Origin of the sequence: Pedobacter sp. (assembly GCF_046462515.1) — a bacterium.
Classification (GTDB): Bacteria; Bacteroidota; Bacteroidia; order Sphingobacteriales; family Sphingobacteriaceae; genus Pedobacter.
The window spans coordinates 1-25,190 of sequence record NZ_JBKGVD010000006.1; the positions used below are offsets into that span (position 1 = coordinate 1).

Here is a 25,190-nt window from a genome sequence, read left to right on the forward strand (position 1 = left end):
TATTATACTGCACGGTGATGCCGCCGGAACAAAGACCGAGCAACTGGCCGATGAGATGTTTGCAACCAATGGCTTTGTAAAGCATGATGCCAAGATTGGCAGCAACAACGGTTTTGATGGCGTTTACATTAAAAAAGATGCGTCTGGTAATGTATAGGAAATCATCATTAATGAAACAAAACCTGTTGGTTCGGCAGGAAATATCCAATTGAATGGCAGAACACCTAATAAACGTCCTCAAATGAGCGAGAAATGGATTGGGCAGACAATAAATGAAATGATTGCTAAAATAGTTGAATAACACTTTTAAATCGCAATAGAGATAAAATTACAAAAACTGTAACCGCTGTTGATAGAGCTACTGCTGAAATTGTAATTATTGCATATGTGTAACATGGTAAATTCTCTGATACGATAGGGTTTATTTGTTAAAAACGTTGCCTTTCTTTCTAATAATGAGTATAATTGAGATACACACATTAATGAAATGATTATGAAAAGAATGCTTTTTACCACAATGGCCTTAGCAATAATGGTCTTATTAGCAAAATTTACTTTTGCCCAAAGCTCAAATACCGAAAAAATACCAGATGATAGATATTATTACGCCTACATATCAGTTGAAGGCAAAGCACTCTCTAAAAAACTGAAAGTACAGGTAGATTTAGGGGATACTCCCGAACAGATTGAAAAAGGTAAAATATACTCTGGGCATCTAACAAACAAAAAATCATATGCGGCCGTGCTTAACTATATGATAGAAAATCAATTTGAGCTTGTTAACACGCTTGGATTAAATTCTTCATATAAAGGAACAGGAGAAACTTCGGGTATTATCTTTATCATGAAGAAAAAGAGTTCATATAATGAAAATAAAGATAGGTAATGCTATCTTCTGTTCATACTTTGTCAAGCCATTTCTGGCTATCACGGGCGGGTTGGGATTTTGCCTGAGATAACGATCTCCGAATTGTTTAAAGGAAATTCATAATGAAGGATATGTAAACAAAATACACTTTTGTGGGGTAAGGCGATGTTTAGACCAATAAGATTACGGTTAATTTAAGCAGATCATAATTTAATTGTTCATTTTCCCGCCATTGATCATATCAGATACAATTCCTTTTTTATTTTTTCTTTCGGCAAAGTAAACACCACCAACATGCAGTACAATAAAGCCAAGGATAGGGTACATGCAAAATCCATGAACTTCTTTTAGCGAATGGCTCAACGATCTGGAAATCCCGAGATTATCGTCAAAAGCAATACTTAAACCTGTAATTGCCATGATGAGCAAAAGGGTATAAAAAACAAGGTACAACAGCTTAATGCCCAGTTCATATCTTGCTGTGCTTTTAAACGCCTGGTTTGATAAATATATTTTTAAGGTATCTAAAAATTTCCGAAAAACTTTTTGGTTTTTATCCGCCCTGATCTCTACAATAAGCCTGTAAAGGAAAAGCGCCGTAAGTACATAACCAAAATAGATGTGTATATCCCAAACTTTGTCTTCCAGCCCATGCACAACGGCTCTTGCCTGTTCCTGAGATACGTTTGCACCTGCATGGGCAAGTTCCTTTTGCACAAAATCTCTGGTAGATCTGCCATCAAATAAGGTCGAATTGATCAGTACGGTTACCAGCGAACCTGAAATAACCAATGTGTTGCCCCAGTGCCAAAAACGTATGGATGCGGGGTACTTTACCTGAGCTTCTTTTTTCATATGGATTAAATGTAGAATTGAAAAATGAAGACATTCTGAAGTTGCTTTTAACCTAAGGAGAAACCTTGTTTTTGAGATAGAAAAGAAATGTACTCTTCAAAGAAAATATTACTATCCATATAATTTTACTAACTTTATCTTAGACATATTAAAAATCCTACTCAAATGATGAAAAGAGCAGCATTATTCCTGATCATCTGCCTTAGTTCCTTTATGGTATCTGCGCAGAGCAAAGACGATATTTTAGGCAAATGGATTAACCCGTCGGGCGAAGGACAGATTGAGATATACAAAAGAGGTGATAAATATTTTGGTAAACTGGTATGGTTAAAAGAACCTAATGATGAAACAGGTAAACCTAAAAAAGATGTTAAAAACCCTAAAGAGAATTTAAGGGGGCAGAGTGTTCTGGGGCTTGAGATTTTAAAGGATTTTAGCTACGAAAATAACAAATGGACAGGAGGGGAGATCTACGACCCGAAATCGGGTAAAACGTATAGCTGTAATATGACTCTTAAAGATCACAATACCTTAAATATAAGAGGATATATTGGCGTTTCGCTTTTAGGGAGAACTGAAAGCTGGAAGCGCGTTAAATAAACCAAAAACATCTAGCACTATGAAATTTAAATTAACAATCGCACTCATTTTTACCTTGATAACAGTCAGGGCCCAAACTTACAATCTGGCTACGCTCATAGATAACAGTAAGAATACCAGTATAAGAGGTTTGTCTGTTGTTAATGATGATATTATCTGGACAAGTGGCAGCAACGGCTATATAGGCAAAAGTACCGACGCGGGGAAAACATGGAAATGGGTACAGCCCAAAGGCTACGAAAAATGCGATTTCAGGGATATTGAAGCTTTTGATCATTTAAAAGCCATTGTGATTAACGCGGGTTCTCCGGCCTATATTCTTTACACTATTGACGGCGGCAATAGCTGGCGTGAAGTTTATAAAAATACAGATTCAGATATTTTTCTGGATGGAATGGCCTTTTGGGATATGCAGCATGGGATCATATTTGGCGATCCGATCAGGAACAGGATGCAGCTTTTACGCACACGCGATGGAGGTTTAACCTGGCAGAACATCAGCGATAATCTAAAACCTGATTTAACAATGGGAGAAGCTGGTTTTGCGGCGAGCGGAACTTCTATTGTGGTTAAAAAGGATGGTAAGGTATGGATAGCCACAGGCGGAAGTACTTCTAAGATTTATTTCTCTGCTAATTACGGCGAAAACTGGAAGGTTTTTAAATGTCCGATTATTCAGGGTGAAAGTAGTACAGGTGTTTTTTCTATGGCTATGTTTGATCACCGCAAAGGTTTGGTAGTTGGTGGCAATTACCTTAAAGACAAAGAAAATACAAACAACGTGCTAATTACCCGCAACGGTGGCAGATCATGGAAAAAGCCTAAAACGCAGGTAAGCGGGTACCGCTCTGGTGTAGATTATTTGACCGATAAGTTATGTATTGCTACAGGAACTTCTGGTACAGATATTTCTAATGACGGTGGTAAAAACTGGAATAAAATATCTGATTTAAGCTTTAATGCTGTTCAAAAGGCCAAAAATGGTAATCTTGTGGTGTTGGCAGGTAATAAGGGGCAGGTATTTAAACTGGTGTCTGTTAAGAATGATCTTAATAAATAAACATCATATCTATTAAAAAGGGTTTCTAAAAGTACCATTACCGTCATCCTGAACTTGTTTCAGGATCTTAGGAGGCAGATGCCTTGATTTAAAGATTCCGTACCAGGTACGGAATGACGAAAACTTTAGAAACCCTTTCTTTGCGGCCTTTAATTTAAAGTCTTGTAATAGGCAGCTTCTTTTTCGCTTGGTTTGATCTTTTCGGGAGTTCTACTGTAGCGTAAGCGATGGCTAAAGAACAGGTCAGAAATATCGTCTCCGCTTGATTGTAAGAAGATAATATCAGGTTCTGTATATTTTGCCCTGTCCTCCCAAAGAGAAAGATAATCATCTATAGAATAGCCCAATTTAGCTGAGTTTAACACTTCTTTATTGGGGAACATGGTTTGCAACAAGCCCGAACCTGTTTTGGCATTGTCTAAGAACGGGAACTCAAACATAGAATCGCCAATCAACAAAATTCTTTGTTTTTGCTTAGGAAAAGTTAGATCGTGGTCCATTCTTAAACCTTGTTTGTTGGTAACCAGTTTATAAGGCAGGTTTTTACCACCATCTAAAATCGTATTCTGGCTAGGTTTAAAATCACCTAAAAGCTCAGGTCTGCTGTTATATATAGCTGTAGCTTTTACGTTATCGTATTTTCTGATTACTTGAGCCATTTGGTCAGCCAGTATTTTAGCGCCATTTTGGTTAAAATGCCCATCAACAGGCGCAAAGGTGATGTCTTTTTTATTGGCAATGTTCGGAACAAAGTCAACAAAATCTACACCATTTTGAGCACACAGGTTTTGTATAAAAGGTTTGCCTATTTTATTCATAGAAACCTCTGGCTCGGCAGTGATCCAGCAGAATACAACTTTAGCCCCGGTAGATCTGATGTCTTTAACCAATTTTTCAAAATCAGTTTTATAACGTTCTTTTAGCTCGGCAAGAATTTCATTTGAAGCCTGAGAACCGTCATATAACTGCTCGCGTGGTATATTCACATAATTGTTGGGGTCTAAACCTTTTTCGGCATTTGCATCAGCAGTTTCGCCGTTTAGATTAGACATGGCGCCTATAGAACTTACCACGCTTTCTTTGTCTTTGCTTTTGGTATAAAAGAAAAAACCTAGGGCGCCTAAAATTACTATTGCAGCGATGATTTTAACTAAGTTGTTCATAATTTAAAATTGAAAATAAAGGAATTCTGTTTGGTTATTAAGATTTTTTGATGAAAAAATAATCATGATCAGTATGGCGCATACGCTCCATTTAAAGATGAAATTGGTGTTTGAAATAGCCAGAGCATAAGGTTTGTTGCGCTGTATCCATTCTGCAATGAGCAGGCCAACAACCCAAAGTAACATGGTTACACTGATTTCGGGCTTTGCCAGCCAATCGCCTGTAAATAGTTTTTGCAGCATGCCCCAGGCATGGTGCAGGCTTTCTGCCCTGAAAATCAATTGGGTAAAACACCAAAAAATAAATACGATAATGCCACTTGCAACCGCATAAAATACAGGGTTAAATTTTTTAGATACTTTCTTTCTCTTCTTTTTGGTTAAGAGTTCATAACCAATGGCTAGACCATGAAATGCGCCCCATACAATAAATGTCCAGTTGGCGCCATGCCAAAGTCCACTAAGCGTGAAACTTACTAAAGCCGCATAAAAAATACCGAATTTTCCCCAGTTCCTGCGCTTGAAAGAAATAGGGGTAAACAGATAATCCTGGATCCAGCTGGATAATGAAATATGCCATTTACGCCAAAACTCTGAAATGCTCTGCGAGAAGAAAGGATAATTAAAGTTTTGCAGCAATTCAAAACCCATCATGCGGGCACAACCCAATGCTATGTCAGAATAACCTGAGAAATCGCAGTACATCTGGAAAGTAAACATGATAATGCCTAAAGCTATGGTAATACCGTTCAGATCATGGTAATTGGCAAAAATATAGTTTACCTGCATGGCTAAGCCATCGGCAATTACAATTTTCTTAAAGAAACCCCATAGCATTTGCATAAATCCATCTTCGAGTTTGGGCAGACTGAACTTTCTATCAGCCTCAAATTGAGGAAGCAAATGATTGGCCCTTTCTATGGGACCCGCTACCAATTGAGGGAAAAAGGCAATGTGCGTAATAAAAGCGACGAACCTGTTAGATGACTTGTACTTGCCTTGGTAAACATCAAAGGTATAACCTAAAATATGGAAAGTAAAGAAACTGATCGCAAGCGGCAATATGACTTTAATAGGAATAAAATTTAACTGCCAGCCTATAGCGTTTGCCAGATCTACAAAAGAACTTACAAAGAAATTGAAATATTTGAAATAACATAAGATACCCACATGAACAATTACGCTGAGTGTCATCAGCAGGTTTCTTTGTTTCTGGCTATTTGACCGCTCTATGTTTTTTGCCATGAAAAAGCCAAAAACAGAACTTAAGAGCAGTAATACGCAAAAACGCCAGTCCCACCAGCCATAAAATACATAACTTGCCAGTAATAGCACTATATTCTGGGCTTTACGGTATTTGAACAAAGACCAGTAAAGAATGAATACAATAGGGAAGAAAACAAAAAACGAAAGGGAAGAAAAAAGCATTTTATTAAATCTTACCTGATATTAAGTTTACGAGGTCGCCAACGTTATTTAATGATTGTACTTCTGTAAGGCTGAATTTGATACCATATTTCTGCTCAATGGCATAAATGATCTGTACGTGGTTTAAAGAATCCCACCCTTCAACATCTTTTGCAGTGGTATTTAAAGAAAGCTCAACTCTACCTTCGTCAATTACATCTTCAAAAATCAGGTTCAGTTCATGGATGATCTGTTCGGTGTTCATTTTAAATAGTTGTTATCTGTGTTTCAAATGGTTTATAATCACAAAGGTTTAAATGCCAGTAGTTATTGTGGCGCTTAAAGCCGAGGTCTTTGTAATGGTTTTCTACAATTCCGTTTTTACTGTTAGCAATATATTCGCCTATTATGGTTGTACAGTTGTTTGCTTTGGCGTAATTAGAAATACTGTTCAAGGTAAACTGTTCAACATTTCGTTTCAATACCCTGCAGCTCATGATCCAGTTATGTATAAAAAGCTCATTTTTTTGCCTGCTTAAAAAAACGGCAGCAATTAAGCCGTTATCACCATACTTATCGGTCAATGATATCGCTAAAACCTGATGATCGGGGTCTGCGTTAAAGCGTTTAAGCTCTTCTTCGTTAAATCTTATGGTGCGTAAATTAAACTGGTTAGACCTTAATGAAAGTTGTGATATACGGGGAAGATTAAAATCATTTAAAGGCTCTACCAAACCTTTCATTTCAAGACTGGCCAAAAACTCTTCTTCGTTGTTGAAATAAGCTTTTGCCTTAACTCTTTTTGCTTCTTCTTTATATTGCGCTGTACGTTTGGCATCATTATCTGATACACCTGCTGTTTCAAAAAGATTCAATGAATTGATATATTCTAAATATCCGGCAGGATCTTGGGGCAGGTCTGGTACGGTAACCTGAGGTAGGTTTTGCTTAACCATTTCTCTTTCAAAAGGGTTGTCATCTATAAAAACCATAGAATCGAAACCAATATTCAGGATTTCCTGTATCTTCTGGATATTAGAAACCTTGTTGTCCCAGTTGGCCATAAAAACAGAAATGTCTTCTTCTCTTAAGACCATTTCTTGATGTTTCTTAAAAGGTTCCAGCGCAATAGATTCGGTGTTTTTGCTGGCTACACAAAGGATGATACCCCTGTTTTTAAGTTCTTTAGCCCATTTCTGTATTTTGGTAAATACTTTTCCGATGCCTAATCCGCCAATCTGTATGTTGTTCATGCCATCATCACCGATTACACCGCCCCATAAGGTATTGTCCAAATCGAGAATAAGACATTTTTTAAAAATACCCAACTGGGCTTTGATGATGTCTGATATTGCTCTGGCTACATAAGGTAAGAAATCAATAGAAAAATACATATCTGCCTGTATGAGCATTTTTTGGTCTTTGATGAAATCAATTCCGAAATGAGCTTGCAGACTTAATAGATCAACAATGTATAAACCGGTAGATGCATTTGCAAGCTCAGCCAAACAGAAGTTTAATTTACGGCACTGGTAGATATAAGATTTTTCATATTGGCTGCCAAAATTGCCAAAAACCTGATCGTTGGCTTCTGCATAATTAAAATACAGCAGTTTTGCGTTTAAAGTTGTTTTAGCAATATTCAGGTAATCCTCTATCTGGCCTATTTTGTAATGAGCAAATTGATCTCTTTGATCTAAAGGCGTTTTATAAAAATCGTCTCTGAGTTTTGTTTCAGCTTCAAAAACGATAACAAAGTCTGGATTGAAAGTATGAAGTTCTGAGTTAGGGTTTTTAAACTGTAAGTCTATCTGGTTATATGAGGCTTCATAGAGCTCAATTTTGATATGCTCTTCTAAAGCATAACCTTTAATAGCTATCGCCAGAAATTGTGTAGCTGTATCGCCTAATAAAGCTACCTTAAGTTTTGTTTTTGAATTAAATTCTCTTTTTAGGTTCTTTTTGAGATGGTTAAATTCATACATAATTAGTTTGGTTGTAGGGAAACGGCTAAAACTTCATAAAAAGAAAAAAAGGATGCAAAATCTATTCCATTTAGCAAAAAATGTTTTAAGGCTTAAAAACCAATATATTAAGCAGGTATTAATTTTGCGGGTAATTTTGGGAGGGTATTTTTCGGAAAAAAAATCCACAAATTGTGGGTATTTTTCATTAGGTTTCAGAGTTGTCCACTTTAATATTAAACTGCCTGTTCAGTGCTAATTTTAAGGTGCAGGTCTGGCAAAAGCACAGGCTACCTGCTCATCAATTAATTGATGAGCAGGTAAAAATCATCTATAGTTTTTGAGGATTATTTCTGAATAAAATTACGATATAACAGCTGGAGGCATTCTCCCAGAACCAGTTCGCTATTTTGATTGGCATAGCTGCTGTTACAGCCGTTTGTTATGGCAACAAAACCAAATTTCTCTTTGGGATCAAAAAACATGGCGCTGTACAAACCATATGCAGATCCTGTATGGCCTTTCAGTACTTTTCCCTCAATAATATTGGTCGAGGTTAATGCCAGTCCGTATCTACCATTATTGGCAATGCCTGTTTGCATGGTTTTGGCACTTTCTTTAGAGATTATCCTCTTACCTTTGGCTTTTCCATAATTCATATGCATCTGCATATATTTTGCCAGGTCTATGGCTGTGGTTTTCATGCCTCCGGTAGGAGAGAGTATGGGGGTGCTATAGCCTAATATATACTTGCTTAATTCTTCACGGCGAGGTGCATAGGCCGCAGGTGAAGCCTCAAAACTATTTTTTGAAGCATCATGTTCGTAAAGAGTAGCAAAACGGTTTGCATCCAGAGAATCCACGCAATAATTGCCGTAAAAATCAAGCGGCTCAAGAATATTCTTTCTGATGTAATTATCAAATCGTAATCCGGTGATTTTCTCAATTACTGCGCCTGTCATGTTAAAATTAAGGTTACAATAATTGTAAGTGCTTCCAGGTTCATTGTTGCTATAGCATTTTGCCCAGTTTGGGTTTTTATCCGGATTGATCACATCTAAATTGAAATAACCTTCACTGTCGTTTATACTTGAGGTATGTGAAAGGACCATCCGCAAGGTAATAACCTTATCAGGGAATTTAGGGTTGCGTATGCTGAAACCAATTAATTTTCCAAAATCATCATCTAAAGAAAGCTTTTTAGCTTCTACTAACTGCATAATGGCGGTTGCAGAGAACGATTTGGATATAGAGGCTATTCTGAAAACATCTGTTGTGCTGAGATCTGTATTCTTTTCGATGTCTTTTTTGCCCCATGCATTACTGTAGATCAGCTTGTTGTTTTTAATAACTGCTACCGAAAGACCTACAGCCTGCATTTTCTGCATGAGCTGGTTTATTTCTGCATCAATATTTTTTTGTTGCGCATAGGTATTTAAAGCAACGCATAGCAGGCCTATAAATGATAAGAATTTACGCATAAATTTAGGGATAAGCTGAATGTATTTATTTGTTAGTGCATTAAGCAAACACCTAAAGTTAAGTTGTTAAGACTATTTTTTCTGATTTTTTTTGGTTTTTTCTATAATCGCATCTTTGTTTATGCTCTGAGAGGCTTTCTGTGCTTCTTTCTTTTTCTGTTCTTTACGGTATTTACCTGATATTTTTGCTAAGAACTCAGAGAAAGAGTCGAACTGTTGACTGTAGATCAAACCTAAAGATGTAATGTTACGGTTAGGATCAATACCTGGATTAAAGAAAATACTTTGTTGTGTAGGTGGTTTATTGGCAACCCTTGCTACTAAATTACCATCTTTTTTAATTAGGGCAAGTACTTCTAATTCGTGTCCAACACTGTTACTGAAGCCTATCGAGTTATCTATAGAACTTTTAGAATTATCAATTACGCCCGCATTTACAATAACCCGATCATTAAAGAATTTAAATGAAGCACTGGCTTCGTTTAAAGACCGGATATTGATATCTACAAAGTTTAAATTTAAGGATGAAAGCAAGCTGTTAAACTGGCTAAATAAGAGTTCTGTTGCCGTACTCGTACCTACAGAACCTAACTGCTGGGTAAGGTTTTCTTTACCTGTGCCTGGTGCAAATCTGCGTTGTATAATTAAACTCAGCGCTTGTGTGTTAAGATTATTGCCATCATTAAAATAGGCCTGTAACTCATCTTTAATAGCCGGATTGGCCGGGAATGAAATATCTAACTTAATGTCTGGTTGTAAGAGCAGACCGCTCAAACCCATTTCTACCTCGGTTTTAACGCTCTGGTTTTCGTTGCTGCTACCATCGCGGTTGGCGGCCCTGTACAAATCAGACAGGTTAGCGGATAAGGCATATACCGCTTTTAAGTTGATTTGGGCAGCAGTAGGATTACCCGTCCACCTGATGGTGCCACCCTGCCTGATATCAAACCTTTTGTTGATTACTTCTTGAGCTGTAAAATCGAAATTTCCACTTTCTATTACATAATCGCCTTTCATTTCAAAGTCGCCCACATTGTTGATGTTTAGCTCTAACTCTGCATTTCCTCTGCCTGTAAGTTTACCCAATACCGTATAAATATTGGCCACAGTATTAGGGTCGATCTTAAGTTTAAAGCTCATGGTTAAACCTTCAAATGAAGATTGTTTTTTTACAACTTTAGTGGTGTCTTTGCTTACGAAAGTAATAAAGTCTTTTTCTGATACCGTTTCAGAACTATTTAAAGGGAGGTTAAATACTGTACCTTTTTCAGTTTTGGCATCAATTTTAATGTACATGTTATTGGTAGGGCCTTTAAACGTAAATTCTCCGGTTCCGTAAGCCCTTCCGTAATACAATGAATTGTCTCTCGATGTGGTATTCAGTGCCATTAAACCATTGGCTACCAGATCAACATCTATATAAGGATTGTCTAAATTATTTAGATCTACTTTTCCGTTGGCTATGGCGCTATGGTCTTCAAGGTCTTTAAGCTTGAGGTTATTGATGCCTAAAATGCCTTTCTCAATTTCAATTTCATCAGAAATGATATAAGTTGTTTTCAGGTAATTGACCATTAATTGCGCTTCGTCTAATTTAACGCTGCCATTGATGTTTGGCTTTTCTAAACTACCGTTAACGGATAAGTTTGCCGAAATTTTACCTTTGAGTTTAGATACCAAACGACTAACAAAAGGTTCTAAGATAGCCAGTTCACTATCGTTTAGGCGGGCATTAACATCTATGGTTTTATGAAAGAGGTCAACAGAACCTTCTGCATTAACCGTTTCTTTGTTAGCAGCCCTCACCTTGGTGAAAACTTTTACCATTTTGTTTTCACTGTTAAAACTCGATGTATCGGTTAGGGTTCCTATATAAGTATTATTAAATCCGAGTGAATCTATAGTAAGACTATCGCTGATCCTTGGTTGTTTAAGGATAGAATGGAGCTTGGTTTTACCATTTACGTTTCCGTTTAACTTTAGCCCCAGTGTTTTAACAAAAGGATTAAGGTTGTTGAGCTTAAAATCTTTAAATTCTAATAAAAAAAGATCGGCCGCGTTATCTGATATAATACCGTTTGCAGTGATTTCCTGGTCTTTATTGGCTAAAGAGAAGTTATTAATGGAAGTTTTTCCATTGCTAAAACTGATCTGGACTTTGTCTTCAATATTCCATTCTTCATGATTGATGAGCAGATTTGAGGGAAGGATACTGATCTTGGCGTTTTCATCAGCAAATTCTATCAATCCGTTTAAGTCTAACTGGTTGGCATCTTCGGCATTAGAGAGCTTAATGTTAAATGCAAGGCTGTCATTTCGTAAGATATTTGAAATGTTGATGTTCTTGATATTAAGGCTATCATTGATATCGATACGATCTGATGTAATAATGGTGGTCAATTGTCTCTCCGAAGTATTTTCATCAATAATGATGTTATTGGCGGTAATACCTTTAAATTTTAACCTTTTGATGATACCACCCAAAGTGGCTTTATTGTTTCGCGAATCGAATGAACCGATCAATAAGGATTGATTGTCTATCTCCAATCCCGGCGAGATCAGCTCTGCAATAGGTTCAAAATTCTTTATTCGAAGGGAGAAATCAAAGATCTGGGTTTTATACTCTATGATATTTGTGGTTAATGATGGAATGTACTTCTTGGCCGTAGATTTAAAGTAAGACACAATGGTATTAAGATCATACTGGCCTTTGATACCTGCTTCGAGAATATCAGATTTTACGGTAAGGCTTCTGTCTATACCTATACCTGTAGCTTTAAGCTGAACCGAATCTATATTGTAAATTCCACGTACATTATCCAGTCTTACTTTTTCTATGGTAAGATCGCCTTGTATATTATCGAGGTTGTTTCCTGAGAAATTGCTTTTTAAGGTCGCATCTATTTTTAAAGAGTCCTGAAATAAATTCAGCGTTTTGAGCTTGGCATTTTTAATATCGGCGGTGAAATTAAAAACTGGCAGGGCGGGGTTAAGGTTAACACCTCCATTAAATACCAGCTGAACGTTCTTATCATTTACCTTAAGGTTCCCGTTAAAGAATTTCTTCTCAAATGTTCCGTTAATATTAATGTTTCTGTAGCGGTAATTGTTAAAGTCTAGATAAGCGATTTTACCATTGAGGTCTTCTGTAAGCTCTTTAACTTCAATTCCTTTTCCTTTGATGTACAGCTCAGAAGTAATACGGCCTAAAAGTTTTTCATCTATGAGGTTGCCTACATTAAAATCATAGGTCTTTACATTTCCATTATAAGAAGGTGTGCCCTTTTTATCAATTTTCATGTTAACATCAGACTTTAAGCGACCCAGTTTGGTTTTGAACTCACCATATGCTATAAAATCATTTTGAAAACCTGTGAAATAGCCATTAAAATTAATGTTGCCAAATTTATTGATAATCTCAGGCACCATTTTTACTTTTTTGCCCGTAATATCTGTCAAGATATCGTCCAGGTCTTTTTTATTGGTGCCTGCCATTTCTATTTTCAGATCCATAAAGGTTTGCTCCCAATCAGGCAGGCCTTTAAGTGAAAAGTCTCCTTTGATGTATGTGGCTTTTCCGGCATTAACGGCAAATTTTTTAGCCTTTAGGTCGTTTACGTAACCAGTAACCTGCCCACTGGCATCGATATCGAGGTTCATTTTTGCCAATTCAGGAGCGAAGTAGGCAATATCTGATGAAGCAATATGGCTATCTTCAAAATTGGCTTTCATCCTAACTTTGCTGGTATAATCCCTGAAATCACGGTAGCTTTTGAACTTCATCTGATAATAGTTCTTAAGCCTGCTTTTATTGGTTACCAAAAGTAAATCTTGTAACTCGATGGCATTGCTATCAACCGTGGTAAAAGCGGTTAAGTTTTTAAGATAGAAACCGCTTTTTTCTTTGAAATTAAGGTTCTTTATCTTAGCTTGGATAATATGGTTGTCTGTATTCAGGTCTTCAAAGATGCCGTTCAGATTTTTTACATCGATATCTTCAAAATTGATCTGGTTGTGTTTTACTTCATTGTACTTAAGGTTTTTGTACTTGAAATTGGTATTGTTTAGGATAATTTTATTGAAGATGATATCGAATTTCTTGCCTTTTTTTTCTTTAGGTGCAGGTGATTCAAAGTAATCGATAATAAAATCTAAATTAGAGCCACCATCTTTATAGTCTTTTAAAAAAAAGGTGCCTTTGTCTACCTGTATATCCCTTATGTTTAAAATTCTATCGCTAAGTGAGAACCGGTTGATATCTACAGTAAATTTCTGGAAATTAGCTAGAGTGTCTTTTTGCAGATCGAGCACCAAAAAATTTTCTAATACAATAGATTTAAAAGGTTTAACATACAGGCCGGTTAAGCTTACCGTAGTTTTAAGCTCCTTAGATAGATAATTTGCTGCTTTTTTGGCTACAAAAGTCTGTACAGGTTTAAACCTTAACGCAAAAATCGTTAAGATTAACAGCAAAATGACTGATACTATTACCCAAAGAAGTATTTTTAATAGTTTTTTGATAATTTTGTAAACTTAAAATTTTTAACTGTGCCTATAATATTAGCCATTGAGTCATCTTGTGATGAAACATCGGTAGCTGTTTGTAACAACGGCAAAATTACTGCCAATGTTATTGCAAACCAAACAATTCATGAAAATTATGGAGGTGTAATACCAGAATTGGCTTCGAGAGTTCATCAACAGAATATTGTTCCTGCCGTTCAACAGGCTTTAGCGGTTTCAAAAGTAGATAAAACACAGCTAGATGCCATTGCTTTTACCCGTGGCCCGGGATTACTGGGGTCGTTACTTGTGGGGGTTTCTTTTGCAAAATCTTTTGCTTTGGCACTTGATTTACCACTTATTTCTGTAAATCATATGCAGGCTCATATCTTAGCGCATTTTATTGATGAACCCAAACCTAAATTTCCTTTTTTGTGTTTAACGGTTTCGGGGGGGCATACGCAAATTGTGCTGGTTAAAGATTATTTTGATATGGAAATTGTGGGAGAGACTTTAGATGATGCAGCAGGAGAGGCTTTTGATAAAACAGCCAAGATTTTAAACCTTCCTTATCCGGGCGGACCTTTGATCGATAAATATGCCCGAGAGGGAAATCCGCATGCTTTTAAATTCCCTGAACCTCAGATACAGGGCTTAAATTATAGTTTCAGTGGTTTTAAAACTTCTATCCTTTATTTTGTGAGAGATCAAAAAGCTAAGGATGCTGATTTTGTAGAAAATAATCTTGCAGATATCTGTGCATCGGTGCAACACAGTATTGTAAATATCTTAATTAATAAGTTAAAGAAAGCTGCAAAGCAGTATAATTGTAGCGAAATAGCCATTGCAGGTGGGGTATCGGCAAACTCGGGATTAAGAGCCGCTTTGCTTGGTATGCAGGAAACATTAGGCTGGAAAGTTTATATCCCGGCTTTTGAATATTGTACTGATAATGCTGCCATGATTGCCATTGCAGGTTATCATAAGTATTTAGCTGGCGAATTTGTTAATCAGGATGTTGCGCCAATGGCGAAAATGGAATTTTAAGTTTTAGATAATGGGAGCTACAAGTTTTATATTTTTTGGTTTATTGCTATTGCCTTTATTGGGCTTTTTATACTGGTTAATTAAACAGGATAAGCGTAAAAACCTTTTAGGAATTGTTTTATTGTGCCTAGCAATTTGCGGAGCTATTTATGTGATTACCAAGCTGGATAAGAATTTTGTTGAAACCAATTCGCAGATCACACCTAAATCCTCAAACTTTTAAGGTTAATAAAAAATGCCTGAAATGGCCTTGTGCAGTTTCAGGCATTATCTTTGTAGTAAAAGAGAAACGTTATTCTCTCTCTTCTAATTGTTCTCCGGTAACTTCTGTTCTGATCTTATTCTCAATTTCTTCTGCAAGCTCAGGATTATCTAAAAGTAATTGTTTTACCGCATCTCTTCCCTGTCCTAATTTAGTATCTCCATAAGAGAACCATGAGCCAGCTTTTTTGATGATACCAAAATCAACACCTAGATCAATGATTTCTCCTGTTTTAGAAATACCCTCGCCAAACATGATATCAAATTCGGCAAGACGGAAAGGAGGGGCTACTTTATTTTTAACGATTTTTACTTTTACACGGTTACCAGAAACTTCATCGCTGTCTTTAATCTGTGAAGTTCTGCGGATATCTAAACGTACAGAGGCATAGAATTTTAATGCATTACCCCCGGTTGTGGTTTCAGGGTTACCAAACATTACGCCTATTTTTTCACGCAACTGGTTAATGAAAATACAGCAACATCCTGTTTTTGCAATAGTTCCTGTTAGTTTACGTAAGGCCTGGCTCATTAAACGTGCCTGTAACCCCATGCGGCTGTCGCCCATTTCGCCTTCAATCTCTGCTTTAGGTACAAGAGCAGCTACAGAATCAATTACAATTACATCTATTGCACCTGAACGGATCAGGTTATCGGCAATTTCTAATGCCTGCTCGCCGTTATCAGGCTGTGAAATCAAAAGGTTATCGGTATCAACACCTAATTTCTTGGCATAAAACTTATCAAATGCATGTTCGGCATCAATTATGGCCGCAATGCCTCCTTTTTTCTGAGCTTCGGCAATGATATGTGTAGCTAAGGTAGTTTTACCTGAAGATTCAGGCCCATAAATTTCTATGATTCTACCTTTGGGTACACCTCCAACACCTAAGGCAATATCTAAACTGATTGAACCTGTAGAAATGGCGTCCATGGTTTCAACGGCCTGATCGCCTAACTTCATGATAGAACCTTTTCCGTAAGATTTTTCTAATTTATCTAAGGTAAGCTGTAAAGCTTTTAATTTGTCTGTGTTTGGGTTCATGTCTTAATACTTTGTTTTAAATATAATAATCGGTATCGGCAAATAGTAATTTTAATTAAGCTAATAATTTTAGCAAAAATATTGAAATATTTTTTATAATGCAAATAAAATTGGTAAAAAATATTCTTTATATCTCAAAGTTATAAAAATCTTTCCTGCAAGTACTTCAAATGGGTTATAGCAAGTTGTTATCTGTATTGGTATTGTCTTTATTTATTATCGTTTGGCCTCATTTTGTCGGCAAGTTTTTGGGGCGCAACTTCACAGTAAGCTGTGATCAAGGCATCAATGAACAAGTCTTTGTTAACTTTTTTCAGCTCTATCAATGTCCAGCCTTGTTTTCCCCACTTATTGTTAACAGGGTAAATGATGGTCTTATCGGCAGATGAAAAAACGTTCTGGTCTATTTCAGATAATTTTATGCAGGCTGTTTGGTTCTTAGGATCATAAGTGGCAAAGATTTTTTTCTTTACTTTGAATGCTGTTTTTTCAAAATGAGGCTCTTCTATCGTTTCGGGAAACGAAAGTGCTAATTTTCTGAATGTGTTAATAGTTATCATTCTTCTTGCTTTGGCTTAACCTGTTTCTCATAATATAGACAGAAATCCCTGATCGGGCAGATACCACATTTAGGGTTACGTGCTAGGCAAACATAACGTCCGTGCAAGATAAGCCAATGGTGCGCAGTTGCAATGGTATGCTCAGGTAAATTTTTTACCAAATCTTTTTCTACAGCCAAGGGGGTTTTACCTTTGGTAAGCCCCAGTCTGTTGGCTACCCTGAAAACGTGGGTATCAACAGCCATTGCCGGTGCATCATATACAACAGAAGCAATTACATTAGCCGTTTTTCTGCCTACGCCCGGCATTTTCTGAAGCTGGTTCACATCTGAAGGTACTTCATTGTTAAACTCGTTTACCAGCATATTGGCCATGCCTACCAGATGTTTTGCCTTGTTATTAGGGTAGCTTACACTTCTGATGTAGTCAAAAACAATATCAGGGGTGGTTTCTGCCAGCGATTTAGGCGTAGGAAAGCGTTGAAAAAGGGCAGGGGTAACCTGATTTATGCGTTTATCTGTACACTGAGCGGATAAGATTACGGCTACAAGCAGCTGATAGGGATTGTTGTAATGCAATTCTGTTTGTGCCTGAGGTTGGTGGGTAGAAAAGTAATCTACAAAGCGTTGATAACGTTCTTTTTTAAGCATAAACAAATATAAATCAAATTTTAGAGCTAATGCTTTTTATTTACCTTTACGTTAATGACTAAACAGAGAAAAAACGTTTCTGCAAATAAGAAAAAACTATCTTGGAGCCGGGTTAAACGAATTTTAGGTAGGATTCTGATCTGGTTTTTTGCGACCACTATCTTGTGGGTATTCATTTATCGTTTTGTAAATCCGCCAATTACTTTTTTAATGGTAGAGCGTAACTGGGAGCGAAAGGCAGCTGGAAAAACCGCCAAAATGGAGAAAACATGGGTTAAGTTTAATGATATTTCAGATAACATGAAAAGAGCAGCGGTATCGGCCGAGGATCAGCTCTTTTTGAAACATATTGGGTTTGATGTTCAGGCGATTGAAAAAGCATTTGAAAATAATGCAAAGGGTAAGGCAAAGACGGGAGGCAGTACCATATCGCAACAAACTGCCAAGAATGTTTTTTTATGGCCTGGCAGATCTTATGTAAGAAAAGCTTTTGAGGCTTATTTTACATTGCTTATAGAAGTTTTATGGAGTAAGGAACGGATTCTTGAGGTGTACCTGAATGTGATTGAAATGGGTGATGGGATTTATGGAGCGGAGGCTGCTTCACAGGCTTATTATGGAAAGTCCTGCAAGAATTTGAGCAGGGCCGAGGCTGCATTAATTGCTGCCTGTTTTCCTAATCCAATTAGGTGGAACCCGAATAAAGCTACGCCCTATATTAAAAAACGGCAGTATTGGATCATGCGTAATATGCGCAGGTTAGGGCCGTTGGATTTTTAAGATGTTAAAAGAACAAAGATACTGAAACGCGTTCAGTATGACGTGTGGTGGTTGTTTGATTGCAGCATGACTATGCCAAAGGGCAATTTTTACACCTCTTACCACGGAGGTACTTTTCACAGCAGTCTTTTTTCTTTTTGTCTTTCTTTTCCTGCTTTGATTTCTTTTTCTTTTTATCTTTTTTAGACATAAGTGCTTAAAACCAAACAAAAAAAGCACATATATTGTTCATATGCGCTTTTAATTCTAAAAATCCTGATAAAATTAACCTTCGTTATAGGTGATTTGTCCTACATGTTTGTCTATCTGCCATCTTCCGGTACCTTCTTCGCCAATTACCTCAAATAGCTCTAATGCACGGCGGGCTTTATATTCTTCTTCTCTTTGTTCTCTGAAGAACCAGTTCAGAAATTCTAAGGTTACAAAATCCTGTTCGCTGTGGCAGCGTGCAGCTATATTTTTAATAGACTGGGTAATGTTTATTTCCTGTTCTAAAGCTTCTTCAAATACTTCTCTGAACGAATTGTATTCTTGTTTAATATTGCTCACATCGGGAGATACGGCATTGCCGCCCATATCTAAAACGTATTTAAAGAATTTAAGCTGATGTTGTCTTTCTTCTTCGGCCTGTTTGAAGAAATAATCGGCTGAATTGTCATAACCATTACGGTCGCACCATGAAGCCATGGCTAAGTATATAGAAGAAGAGTGTGCTTCTTTTTTAATCTGCTGGTTAAGCAACATTTCTATATCAGCAGAAATTAGGCTTTGTGTCCGGATGATATCTTTCATAACTATGAATTGCATTTATTGTTTAAATACAACACAAAGTTAAACGCAATGTTTTTTGTTAACGAATTTATAATCAATATGGAACGAGTCTAAGTCTATGTTTAAGCAACTATACGGTACAATCTGTCGTAAATGATATGGTTAAGTTCCAACATGGTAAAACATCCTTGCAGCAAAGCCTTAAACTCAATCAATTGTAAAAGTGAGAGTACATACGCGTGGTCGCAGGCACAGATAAAAATGATTTCAATATCAGCACTTTGTGTACTGTTTAACAGTTTGGCTTCAATATCGATGTTGTAAACAGCTTTTTTAAGCTTGATCAGGTTTTTATAATCGAAACGGGCTATTTTACCTGCAAAATCGACATACCAGCATCTTTCACTGTCTGATTGAAAAATTGCCCCATGAGTTGTGGTAAAAACTTCTTCGAATGATGCGGTAGGGAGTAAAGTATCTTTTAGCTGTTGCATAGTTTAAAACCGTGCGACAAAAATACCATTATTTAGATTTAATACAAATAAAAACAATGTAATTTTAAACCAAAAAAGAAGACGTTTAAAAAAATATTTTTGAGCTTTTTAACAGAGCATAATGCCTTTTGCATTCTTTTTAAACGTCTTCTGAAATTGTTGCTTATTCTTCGCTTTCGTTGTTTTTCATTTTCATTAAAACAGAATAGGCACCTTTGGTTACAACTTTCTTACCTGCCATATTTTTATCAACAATGGTATATCCCTGTTCTGTTTCGCCAACAGTTACCGGGGTAAGCTTAAATTTATTTTTGGCTATCTCTACAAATACATAATCTTTATTTTCAAAACTCACAATTGCTGTTTCGGGAAGGGTAGCTGTTTTCTGACTGCGTAATTCAATCTCAGCATTCATGTACATGCCAGGTACCAAACTTTTATCATATTTCTCAAAATGGCAATGGATTTCAGCACTGCGGTTAACACCTACATTATGACTTACCAGAATAACCTCTGCTTCATATTTCTGATCTGGCTTTGAATTGGTATAAGCAATAGCTTTCTGTCCAATTTGTATGAGATCAAGATCACGCTCAAAAACGGTAAGATTTAAATGTATATCTGTAGGATTAACCAGTTCAAAAATTACATCAGAAGGAGTTACATATTTACCTATATTTACGTTTACCTCGCTAATGTAGCCATCAATAGGTGAATAGATATTTATTGTTCTTGAGAGGTTGCTCTCATCCAGTTTATCAGCGTTGATGTTGATCAGCTTAAGCTTCTCTGCCAGTGCCCTACGCTCAATATTTAAGTTTCGGTATTCTGTTTCTGCCTGCTGCAATATCTTATCGCTATTGGCTTTATCTACATTGAGTTCTTTTTGCCTTTGCAGTTCTTTGGCAGCATAATTTAATTTGCTTCTTACGCTTAGATAATCCTGTTGTAACTGTATGTATTGCGGATCTTCCATAACCGCAATGATCTGGCCTTTGCTTACATGTGTGCCGGGTAGCATTTTGGTAGATTTTAAGTAACCACCTAATGGAATACTAACCGATACCAGGTTTTGCGGTGGTACATCTATCTTACCACTCAGCTTTAAATGTTTACTGATGTTTTTGTACTCAATCTGGCCGATCTCCAGGTTAATGTTCTTAGCCTGTACATCGGTTAGTTCAACTACATCTTCGTTAACATGTTGTTCTTCTGTTGTATTTGGATCTTGTTTTTGTGTACAGGCTCCCAGTGCTAACATGACTGCAAAAAGACCTGTATATAAAATACTTTTCATTGTTATTTAGCTAATAAGTAGTTAAGTTCTAAAGTGCTTTTATTGAGTTGTTCAACAGCTTCTAAATAAGCTATTTTAACATTAATGGCTTCGGTGTTGAGTAAAGTCCATTCTATATAATTGATTTCGCCATTGCGCAACCGCCTGTCTAAAAGTGAGCTCATCTCGTTGGCACTTTTTAGACCTTTTTGCTCAAAATCATTTACGATCTGCAAATGTTTCAGGTATTGCTCTGCAGTGGTTTTCCAAAGCGTTTTTAGTGCCTTATGGGTAAGCTCTGTTTCCGTTTTACTTAAATCGAGCTGTGTTTGCGCAGACCTGACCCGAGCTTTTTGCGCTCCTCCAAATAAAGGCAAACTTAAGCCTGCCTGAAAAGATTGGAACCTGTCGCGTTGATAAGTAACTCCATCTGCGATGCTCATGTTATTGTAGCCTATATTAAACTCGGGCAATAATTTCGATTTTTCTACTTTAATCTCTGCTTCGGCTATTTTCTCGTTCTGCTCTTGTAATTTTAATTGTGGATGTTGGTTTAAATCTTGTATTAACTCGCCATTAAGTTCTACTTTAAATTTATTGCTTACGGGCTGTACTTCTTCTTCGGTATTCATTAAGAACTGAAGTTGCTGTGTCAAAGCTGTTTCACGGGTTTGCAGTAAGGCTAAGCGACTTTGGTTTTGCAATAATTGGTTTTGTGCGCTTGTTTGTTCTAATCTGTTTGTTTCACCACTTTTTAAACGTTGTTGTGCTAATTTAAGAAAGTTATTATACATGCTATCGGCCTGTTTAAGCAGTTTCTTCTTTTCTTGCAGAACCAGAAGGCTGTAAAATATATCGGTAACTTCGCGCTTTAATTCAGCTTCTTTAAAACCTCTTGCCAATACGGCAGATTTCCAGTCTTCGTTTAACTTAGCTTTCTGATTTTGATAAACACCTGGTAAACTGAAACCCTGATTAATGCTGAACTTGTTATCATTAATGCCACTGTTAAACTTTCCGTACTCTGCCAATATCTGTGTTGGGGCGATAGTGGTAGACGTATTGACCAACTGTTTGGCCTGTACAGCTTTTAAATCATATGATTTAAGTAATAAATTATTGGCAATAGCATCATCTATGGCAGATTTATAAGTAAGTGGTTTTTGACTTTTTGCAGGTAAAAATGCAAAAAGAAGCAGTGCTGTTGCAACTGTTTTGGCTGCTTTACCTTTTTTGATGCCTTTTTCAAAAAACAAATAAAGTATAGGCAATACAAAGAGGGTAAGTAGGGTAGCGATCATCAAACCCCCTATTACTACCGTAGCTAAAGGCCGCTGAACATCTGCGCCAGCACCATTGCTTATGGCCATAGGTAAAAAACCTAAGGATGCTACAGAAGCGGTCATTAATACTGGACGTAAGCGGGTTTGTGTGCCTTTTAGAACGATATCTTTCATATGGGTTTCTCCTGATTTCTTAATGTTGTTAAACTCGGCTATCAATACAATACCATTGAGTACGGCAATACCAAACAAAGCGATAAAACCTACACCTGCGCTGATACTGAAAGGCATACCTCTTAAAGCGAGCAGAAAAATACCGCCTATGGCTGATAGAGGAATGGCACTATAGATCAATAAGCCGTATTTAATAGAACCGAAAGCAAAATAAAGGAGCAGGAAGATCAAGACCAATGAAACCGGAACAGCCACCATTAATCGGGATTTAGCTTCGTTCAGGTTTTCAAAAGAACCTCCGTAGGCTATAGTGTAGCCTGCAGGTAATTTTATTTTTGAAGAAACTTTATGCTGCAGTTCATTTACAATACTTTCTACATCACGGCCATTTACGTTAAAACCTACTAAAATGCGGCGTTTGGTATCTTCGCGCTGAATCTGGCTCGGACTATCTACCAATTCTACGCTGGCAACCTGGCTTAAAGGTATCTGGCTACCAGATGGCGTTGCAATCAATAAATTTTGCACATCGCCTATGCTCTTGCGCTTATCGGTTTGTAAACGGACCACCAAATCGAAACTTTTTTCACCTTCAAATACAAGTCCTGCGCTTTTACCTGCAAAAGCGGTATTTACGGTCCTGTTTATTTCTGAAATATTAAGGCCATATTGTGCAATTACAGCTCTATTGTATTTAATTACAATTTGAGGCGTACCACTGATTTTTTCAACGTAAATTTCATTAGCACCTTTTACGTCTTTTAAAATGTTGCCGATTTTTTTGGCATAAATGCTTAATGTATCTAAGTTTTCACCAAAAATCTTACAAACTACATCTTGTCTGGCTCCAGTCATCAATTCATTAAAGCGCATCTGAACAGGAAACTGGAAACTGGTGGTAACTCCAGGTATTTCACTGGCGGCATGACCCATTTTTTCGGCAAGTTCATCAAATGTTTTTGCTGATGTCCATTCTTTTTTAGGCTTCAGGTTAATGATCATATCACCCACATCCATCGGCATTGGATCGGTAGGTACTTCACTGCTGCCAATTTTTGTAATAATATTTTTTACTTCGGGAAAACGTGATTTTAATATTCCTGCCACTTTCTGTATGTTTTCGCTGGTTGTATTGATATTACTACCCGCTAAAACCCTTGTTTCTACCGCAAAATCTCCTTCTTCTATGGAAGGGATAAATTCGCCGCCTAATCTTCCGAGAACGATGATCGCTATAATAAATAAGGTTAAGGTACCTGCAACAATAACTTTAGGAATTTGTAAGGCTTTTTGCAGCAAGGAATGGTAAATACGCTCAATTCTGCTCATTAAGCGATCAGATAAGTTAGGTTTTGTTTTTATTTTCTTGCTCAGGAAAAGACTGCTTGCCATAGGAATATAGGTGAGCGACAGGATGAATGCACCCAATAATGCAAATGCTACGGTTTGCGCCATTGGTTTGAACATTTTTCCTTCTATACCTTGCAAGCTGAATATAGGTAAGTAAACGATTAAGATAATGATCTGACCAAATACAGCACTGTTCATCATTTTAGAGGAAGCACTTTTTACTTCTTGGTCCATTTCATTTTGCCTGAGCATACCCAGAGAAGCAAATTTCTTACTGTGACTTAGCTGGTGCATTACGGCCTCTACAATAATCACCGCTCCATCTACAATCAAACCGAAATCCAGTGCACCTAAGCTCATCAGATTGCCGCTTACGCCAAAGATGTTCATCATAATAATGGCAAACAGCATAGATAGCGGAATAACAGAAGCGACTAAAAAGCCTGCTCTCATATTTCCTAAAAAAAGCACCAGTACAAAAACCACAATGAGTGCACCTTCAAACAGATTGGTCTCAACGGTTTTAATGGCGTTGTTAACCATTTTTGTACGATCAAGAAAGGGTTCAATTTCTACACCTTCAGGTAAGCTTTTCTGTATTTGTGCAATTTTGGTTTTAATGTTTTCTATTACAACGTTGCTGTTAGCGCCTTTGAGCATCATTACAACTGCGCCGGCTACTTCTCCCTGATCATTGTAAGTTAAAGCTCCATAGCGTGTAGCAAAACCAATGTTTACGTCGGCTACATCTCTTATCAATAATGGAACACCGTTATCTAAACTCTTAACAACTATATTTTCAATATCTTCTTTAGAACCTACCAATCCTTCGCTTCTGATGTAGAGCAGGGTAGATTGTTTTTCTATGTAAGAACCTCCGGTATTTTCATTGTTGTTTCCGAGTGCATTAAAAACATCTGCCACCGTAAGGCCATAAGCTTGTAATTTATTCGGATTTACGGCTACTTCATATTGTTTTAGTTTTCCGCCGAAACTGCTTACTTCTGCTACACCTTTTACCCCTAAAAGCTGCCTTCTAACCATCCAGTCTTGAATGGTTCGCAATTCTGTAAGGTCGTACTTTTTTTCATATCCTTTTTTGGGCTTTACCACATATTGGTAAATTTCGCCTAAACCGGTTGATATAGGGCCCATTTCGGGTTTACCTATGCCATCAGGAATTTTATCCTGTATGGTAATTAATCGTTCTGATACCTGTTGTCTGGCCCAGTATATATCTACATCATCATTAAAAACCAAGGTTACCAATGAAAGGCCGAAACGGCTAAAACTTCTGATTTCCTTAATACCGGCAATGTTGCTGTTTGCCTGTTCTACCGGAAAAGTAACTAAACGTTCGATATCTGTTGCGCCATAAGATGGTGCTGTGGTAATAACCTGAACTTGGTTATTGGTTATATCCGGAACGGCATCTATAGGAAGTTTGGTAAGTTCAAAAATCCCAAATATGATGAGGGCAATTGTAAATAACCCTATAATGAGTTTATTCTTTACAGAAAACCCAATTATTTTATTTAGCATAAAAATAAAGATTGATCAAATTTTAATACATGACAATTGCGCGGTAATTACCACGT

At 37.0% G+C, this 25,190-nt stretch carries 20 protein-coding genes; 6 read left to right on the forward strand and 14 right to left on the reverse strand.

Annotated features, from left to right (window positions below; translation table 11 throughout):
* Positions 1-493 precede the first annotated feature (493 nt).
* Positions 494-886 (forward strand): hypothetical protein, encoded by a 393-nt coding sequence (locus tag ACLHG9_RS05775; RefSeq protein ID WP_410220545.1) that lies wholly within the window; start codon positions 494-496, stop codon positions 884-886.
* 192 nt (positions 887-1,078) lie between these two features.
* Here ACLHG9_RS05775 and ACLHG9_RS05780 read toward each other — a convergent pair whose 3' ends face one another.
* Positions 1,079-1,723 carry a cytochrome b/b6 domain-containing protein gene (locus ACLHG9_RS05780; RefSeq protein ID WP_410220546.1) on the reverse strand — a complete coding sequence of 215 codons (645 nt, stop codon included), beginning with the start codon at positions 1,721-1,723 and terminating at the stop codon, positions 1,079-1,081.
* 168 nt (positions 1,724-1,891) lie between these two features.
* Here ACLHG9_RS05780 and ACLHG9_RS05785 point away from each other — a divergent pair, with 168 nt between their 5' ends.
* Positions 1,892-2,323, forward strand: a complete 432-nt coding sequence (locus ACLHG9_RS05785) for a DUF2147 domain-containing protein (protein ID WP_410220855.1) — start codon at positions 1,892-1,894, stop codon at positions 2,321-2,323.
* 19 nt (positions 2,324-2,342) lie between these two features.
* Entirely contained in the window at positions 2,343-3,383 is a 1,041-nt protein-coding gene (locus ACLHG9_RS05790; RefSeq protein ID WP_410220547.1) for a WD40/YVTN/BNR-like repeat-containing protein, read from the forward strand.
* A 149-nt stretch (positions 3,384-3,532) separates the two neighbouring features.
* Here ACLHG9_RS05790 and ACLHG9_RS05795 read toward each other — a convergent pair whose 3' ends face one another.
* The 6 genes from ACLHG9_RS05795 to ACLHG9_RS05820 all read right to left on the reverse strand — a co-directional run bounded on the left by ACLHG9_RS05795 (position 3,533) and on the right by ACLHG9_RS05820 (position 13,871).
* Positions 3,533-4,546, reverse strand: a complete 1,014-nt coding sequence (locus ACLHG9_RS05795; protein ID WP_410220548.1) for a hypothetical protein — start codon at positions 4,544-4,546, stop codon at positions 3,533-3,535.
* A gap of 3 nt (positions 4,547-4,549) precedes the next feature.
* Positions 4,550-5,974: an MBOAT family O-acyltransferase gene (locus tag ACLHG9_RS05800; RefSeq protein WP_410220549.1), complete on the reverse strand. Its 1,425-nt coding sequence runs from the start codon at positions 5,972-5,974 to the stop codon at positions 4,550-4,552.
* Positions 5,975-5,978: 4 nt separating this feature from the next.
* Entirely contained in the window at positions 5,979-6,218 is a 240-nt protein-coding gene (locus ACLHG9_RS05805; RefSeq protein ID WP_410220550.1) for an acyl carrier protein, read from the reverse strand.
* Position 6,219: 1 nt separating this feature from the next.
* On the reverse strand, positions 6,220-7,938 hold the full coding sequence (locus ACLHG9_RS05810; protein WP_410220551.1) for an HAD-IIIC family phosphatase: 1,719 nt from the start codon (positions 7,936-7,938) through the stop codon (positions 6,220-6,222).
* Between the two features lie 326 nt (positions 7,939-8,264).
* Positions 8,265-9,398, reverse strand: a complete 1,134-nt coding sequence (locus ACLHG9_RS05815) for a serine hydrolase domain-containing protein (protein ID WP_410220552.1) — start codon at positions 9,396-9,398, stop codon at positions 8,265-8,267.
* 72 nt (positions 9,399-9,470) lie between these two features.
* The gene (locus ACLHG9_RS05820) at positions 9,471-13,871 is read right to left on the reverse strand and encodes a translocation/assembly module TamB domain-containing protein (protein WP_410220553.1); all 4,401 of its coding nucleotides are present in this window, start codon (positions 13,869-13,871) and stop codon (positions 9,471-9,473) included.
* A 75-nt stretch (positions 13,872-13,946) separates the two neighbouring features.
* Here ACLHG9_RS05820 and tsaD point away from each other — a divergent pair, with 75 nt between their 5' ends.
* Positions 13,947-14,948, forward strand: coding sequence for a tRNA (adenosine(37)-N6)-threonylcarbamoyltransferase complex transferase subunit TsaD (tsaD, locus tag ACLHG9_RS05825; RefSeq protein WP_410220554.1), 1,002 nt, complete (start codon positions 13,947-13,949; stop codon positions 14,946-14,948).
* 10 nt (positions 14,949-14,958) lie between these two features.
* The gene (locus tag ACLHG9_RS05830; RefSeq protein WP_410220555.1) at positions 14,959-15,171 is read left to right on the forward strand and encodes a hypothetical protein; all 213 of its coding nucleotides are present in this window, start codon (positions 14,959-14,961) and stop codon (positions 15,169-15,171) included.
* A 69-nt stretch (positions 15,172-15,240) separates the two neighbouring features.
* Here the strand turns inward: ACLHG9_RS05830 and recA are convergent, their stop codons facing one another.
* The 3 genes from recA to nth all read right to left on the reverse strand — a co-directional run bounded on the left by recA (position 15,241) and on the right by nth (position 17,464).
* Positions 15,241-16,254 carry a recombinase RecA gene (recA, locus tag ACLHG9_RS05835; protein ID WP_410220556.1) on the reverse strand — a complete coding sequence of 338 codons (1,014 nt, stop codon included), beginning with the start codon at positions 16,252-16,254 and terminating at the stop codon, positions 15,241-15,243.
* Between the two features lie 209 nt (positions 16,255-16,463).
* Positions 16,464-16,814, reverse strand: coding sequence for an MmcQ/YjbR family DNA-binding protein (locus tag ACLHG9_RS05840; RefSeq protein ID WP_410220557.1), 351 nt, complete (start codon positions 16,812-16,814; stop codon positions 16,464-16,466).
* Entirely contained in the window at positions 16,811-17,464 is a 654-nt protein-coding gene (gene nth / locus ACLHG9_RS05845; RefSeq protein ID WP_410220558.1) for an endonuclease III, read from the reverse strand. Before nth ends, ACLHG9_RS05840 begins: the two co-directional genes overlap by 4 nt.
* Before the next feature lie 54 nt (positions 17,465-17,518).
* Here nth and mtgA point away from each other — a divergent pair, with 54 nt between their 5' ends.
* Entirely contained in the window at positions 17,519-18,244 is a 726-nt protein-coding gene (gene mtgA, locus ACLHG9_RS05850; RefSeq protein WP_410220559.1) for a monofunctional biosynthetic peptidoglycan transglycosylase, read from the forward strand.
* 264 nt (positions 18,245-18,508) lie between these two features.
* Here mtgA and ACLHG9_RS05855 read toward each other — a convergent pair whose 3' ends face one another.
* From ACLHG9_RS05855 to ACLHG9_RS05870, 4 genes are all read right to left on the reverse strand, one after another.
* Positions 18,509-19,036: a ferritin gene (locus tag ACLHG9_RS05855; protein ID WP_410220560.1), complete on the reverse strand. Its 528-nt coding sequence runs from the start codon at positions 19,034-19,036 to the stop codon at positions 18,509-18,511.
* Between the two features lie 101 nt (positions 19,037-19,137).
* Entirely contained in the window at positions 19,138-19,509 is a 372-nt protein-coding gene (locus ACLHG9_RS05860; protein WP_410220561.1) for a hypothetical protein, read from the reverse strand.
* 163 nt (positions 19,510-19,672) lie between these two features.
* On the reverse strand, positions 19,673-20,806 hold the full coding sequence (locus ACLHG9_RS05865; protein WP_410220562.1) for an efflux RND transporter periplasmic adaptor subunit: 1,134 nt from the start codon (positions 20,804-20,806) through the stop codon (positions 19,673-19,675).
* A 2-nt stretch (positions 20,807-20,808) separates the two neighbouring features.
* Positions 20,809-25,134: a CusA/CzcA family heavy metal efflux RND transporter gene (locus ACLHG9_RS05870; RefSeq protein ID WP_410220563.1), complete on the reverse strand. Its 4,326-nt coding sequence runs from the start codon at positions 25,132-25,134 to the stop codon at positions 20,809-20,811.
* Between the last annotated feature and the right edge of the window lie 56 nt (positions 25,135-25,190).

Bases quoted from the DNA above. Each gene is read 5' to 3' on its own strand.
- ACLHG9_RS05795 (WP_410220548.1), bottom strand. From the start codon at position 4,546: ATGAACAACTTAGTTAAAATCATCGCTGCAATAGTAATTTTAGGCGCC.
- ACLHG9_RS05805 (WP_410220550.1), bottom strand. From the start codon at position 6,218: ATGAACACCGAACAGATCATCCATGAACTGAACCTGATTTTTGAAGAT.
- mtgA (WP_410220559.1), top strand. From the start codon at position 17,519: ATGACTAAACAGAGAAAAAACGTTTCTGCAAATAAGAAAAAACTATCT.
- ACLHG9_RS05840 (WP_410220557.1), bottom strand. From the start codon at position 16,814: ATGATAACTATTAACACATTCAGAAAATTAGCACTTTCGTTTCCCGAA.
- ACLHG9_RS05810 (WP_410220551.1), bottom strand. From the start codon at position 7,938: ATGTATGAATTTAACCATCTCAAAAAGAACCTAAAAAGAGAATTTAAT.
- ACLHG9_RS05870 (WP_410220563.1), bottom strand. From the start codon at position 25,134: ATGCTAAATAAAATAATTGGGTTTTCTGTAAAGAATAAACTCATTATA.
- ACLHG9_RS05860 (WP_410220561.1), bottom strand. From the start codon at position 19,509: ATGCAACAGCTAAAAGATACTTTACTCCCTACCGCATCATTCGAAGAA.
- recA (WP_410220556.1), bottom strand. From the start codon at position 16,254: ATGAACCCAAACACAGACAAATTAAAAGCTTTACAGCTTACCTTAGAT.
- ACLHG9_RS05855 (WP_410220560.1), bottom strand. From the start codon at position 19,036: ATGAAAGATATCATCCGGACACAAAGCCTAATTTCTGCTGATATAGAA.
- ACLHG9_RS05815 (WP_410220552.1), bottom strand. From the start codon at position 9,398: ATGCGTAAATTCTTATCATTTATAGGCCTGCTATGCGTTGCTTTAAAT.
- ACLHG9_RS05790 (WP_410220547.1), top strand. From the start codon at position 2,343: ATGAAATTTAAATTAACAATCGCACTCATTTTTACCTTGATAACAGTC.
- nth (WP_410220558.1), bottom strand. From the start codon at position 17,464: ATGCTTAAAAAAGAACGTTATCAACGCTTTGTAGATTACTTTTCTACC.
- ACLHG9_RS05785 (WP_410220855.1), top strand. From the start codon at position 1,892: ATGAAAAGAGCAGCATTATTCCTGATCATCTGCCTTAGTTCCTTTATG.
- ACLHG9_RS05780 (WP_410220546.1), bottom strand. From the start codon at position 1,723: ATGAAAAAAGAAGCTCAGGTAAAGTACCCCGCATCCATACGTTTTTGG.
- ACLHG9_RS05865 (WP_410220562.1), bottom strand. From the start codon at position 20,806: ATGAAAAGTATTTTATATACAGGTCTTTTTGCAGTCATGTTAGCACTG.
- ACLHG9_RS05775 (WP_410220545.1), top strand. From the start codon at position 494: ATGAAAAGAATGCTTTTTACCACAATGGCCTTAGCAATAATGGTCTTA.
- ACLHG9_RS05830 (WP_410220555.1), top strand. From the start codon at position 14,959: ATGGGAGCTACAAGTTTTATATTTTTTGGTTTATTGCTATTGCCTTTA.
- ACLHG9_RS05800 (WP_410220549.1), bottom strand. From the start codon at position 5,974: ATGCTTTTTTCTTCCCTTTCGTTTTTTGTTTTCTTCCCTATTGTATTC.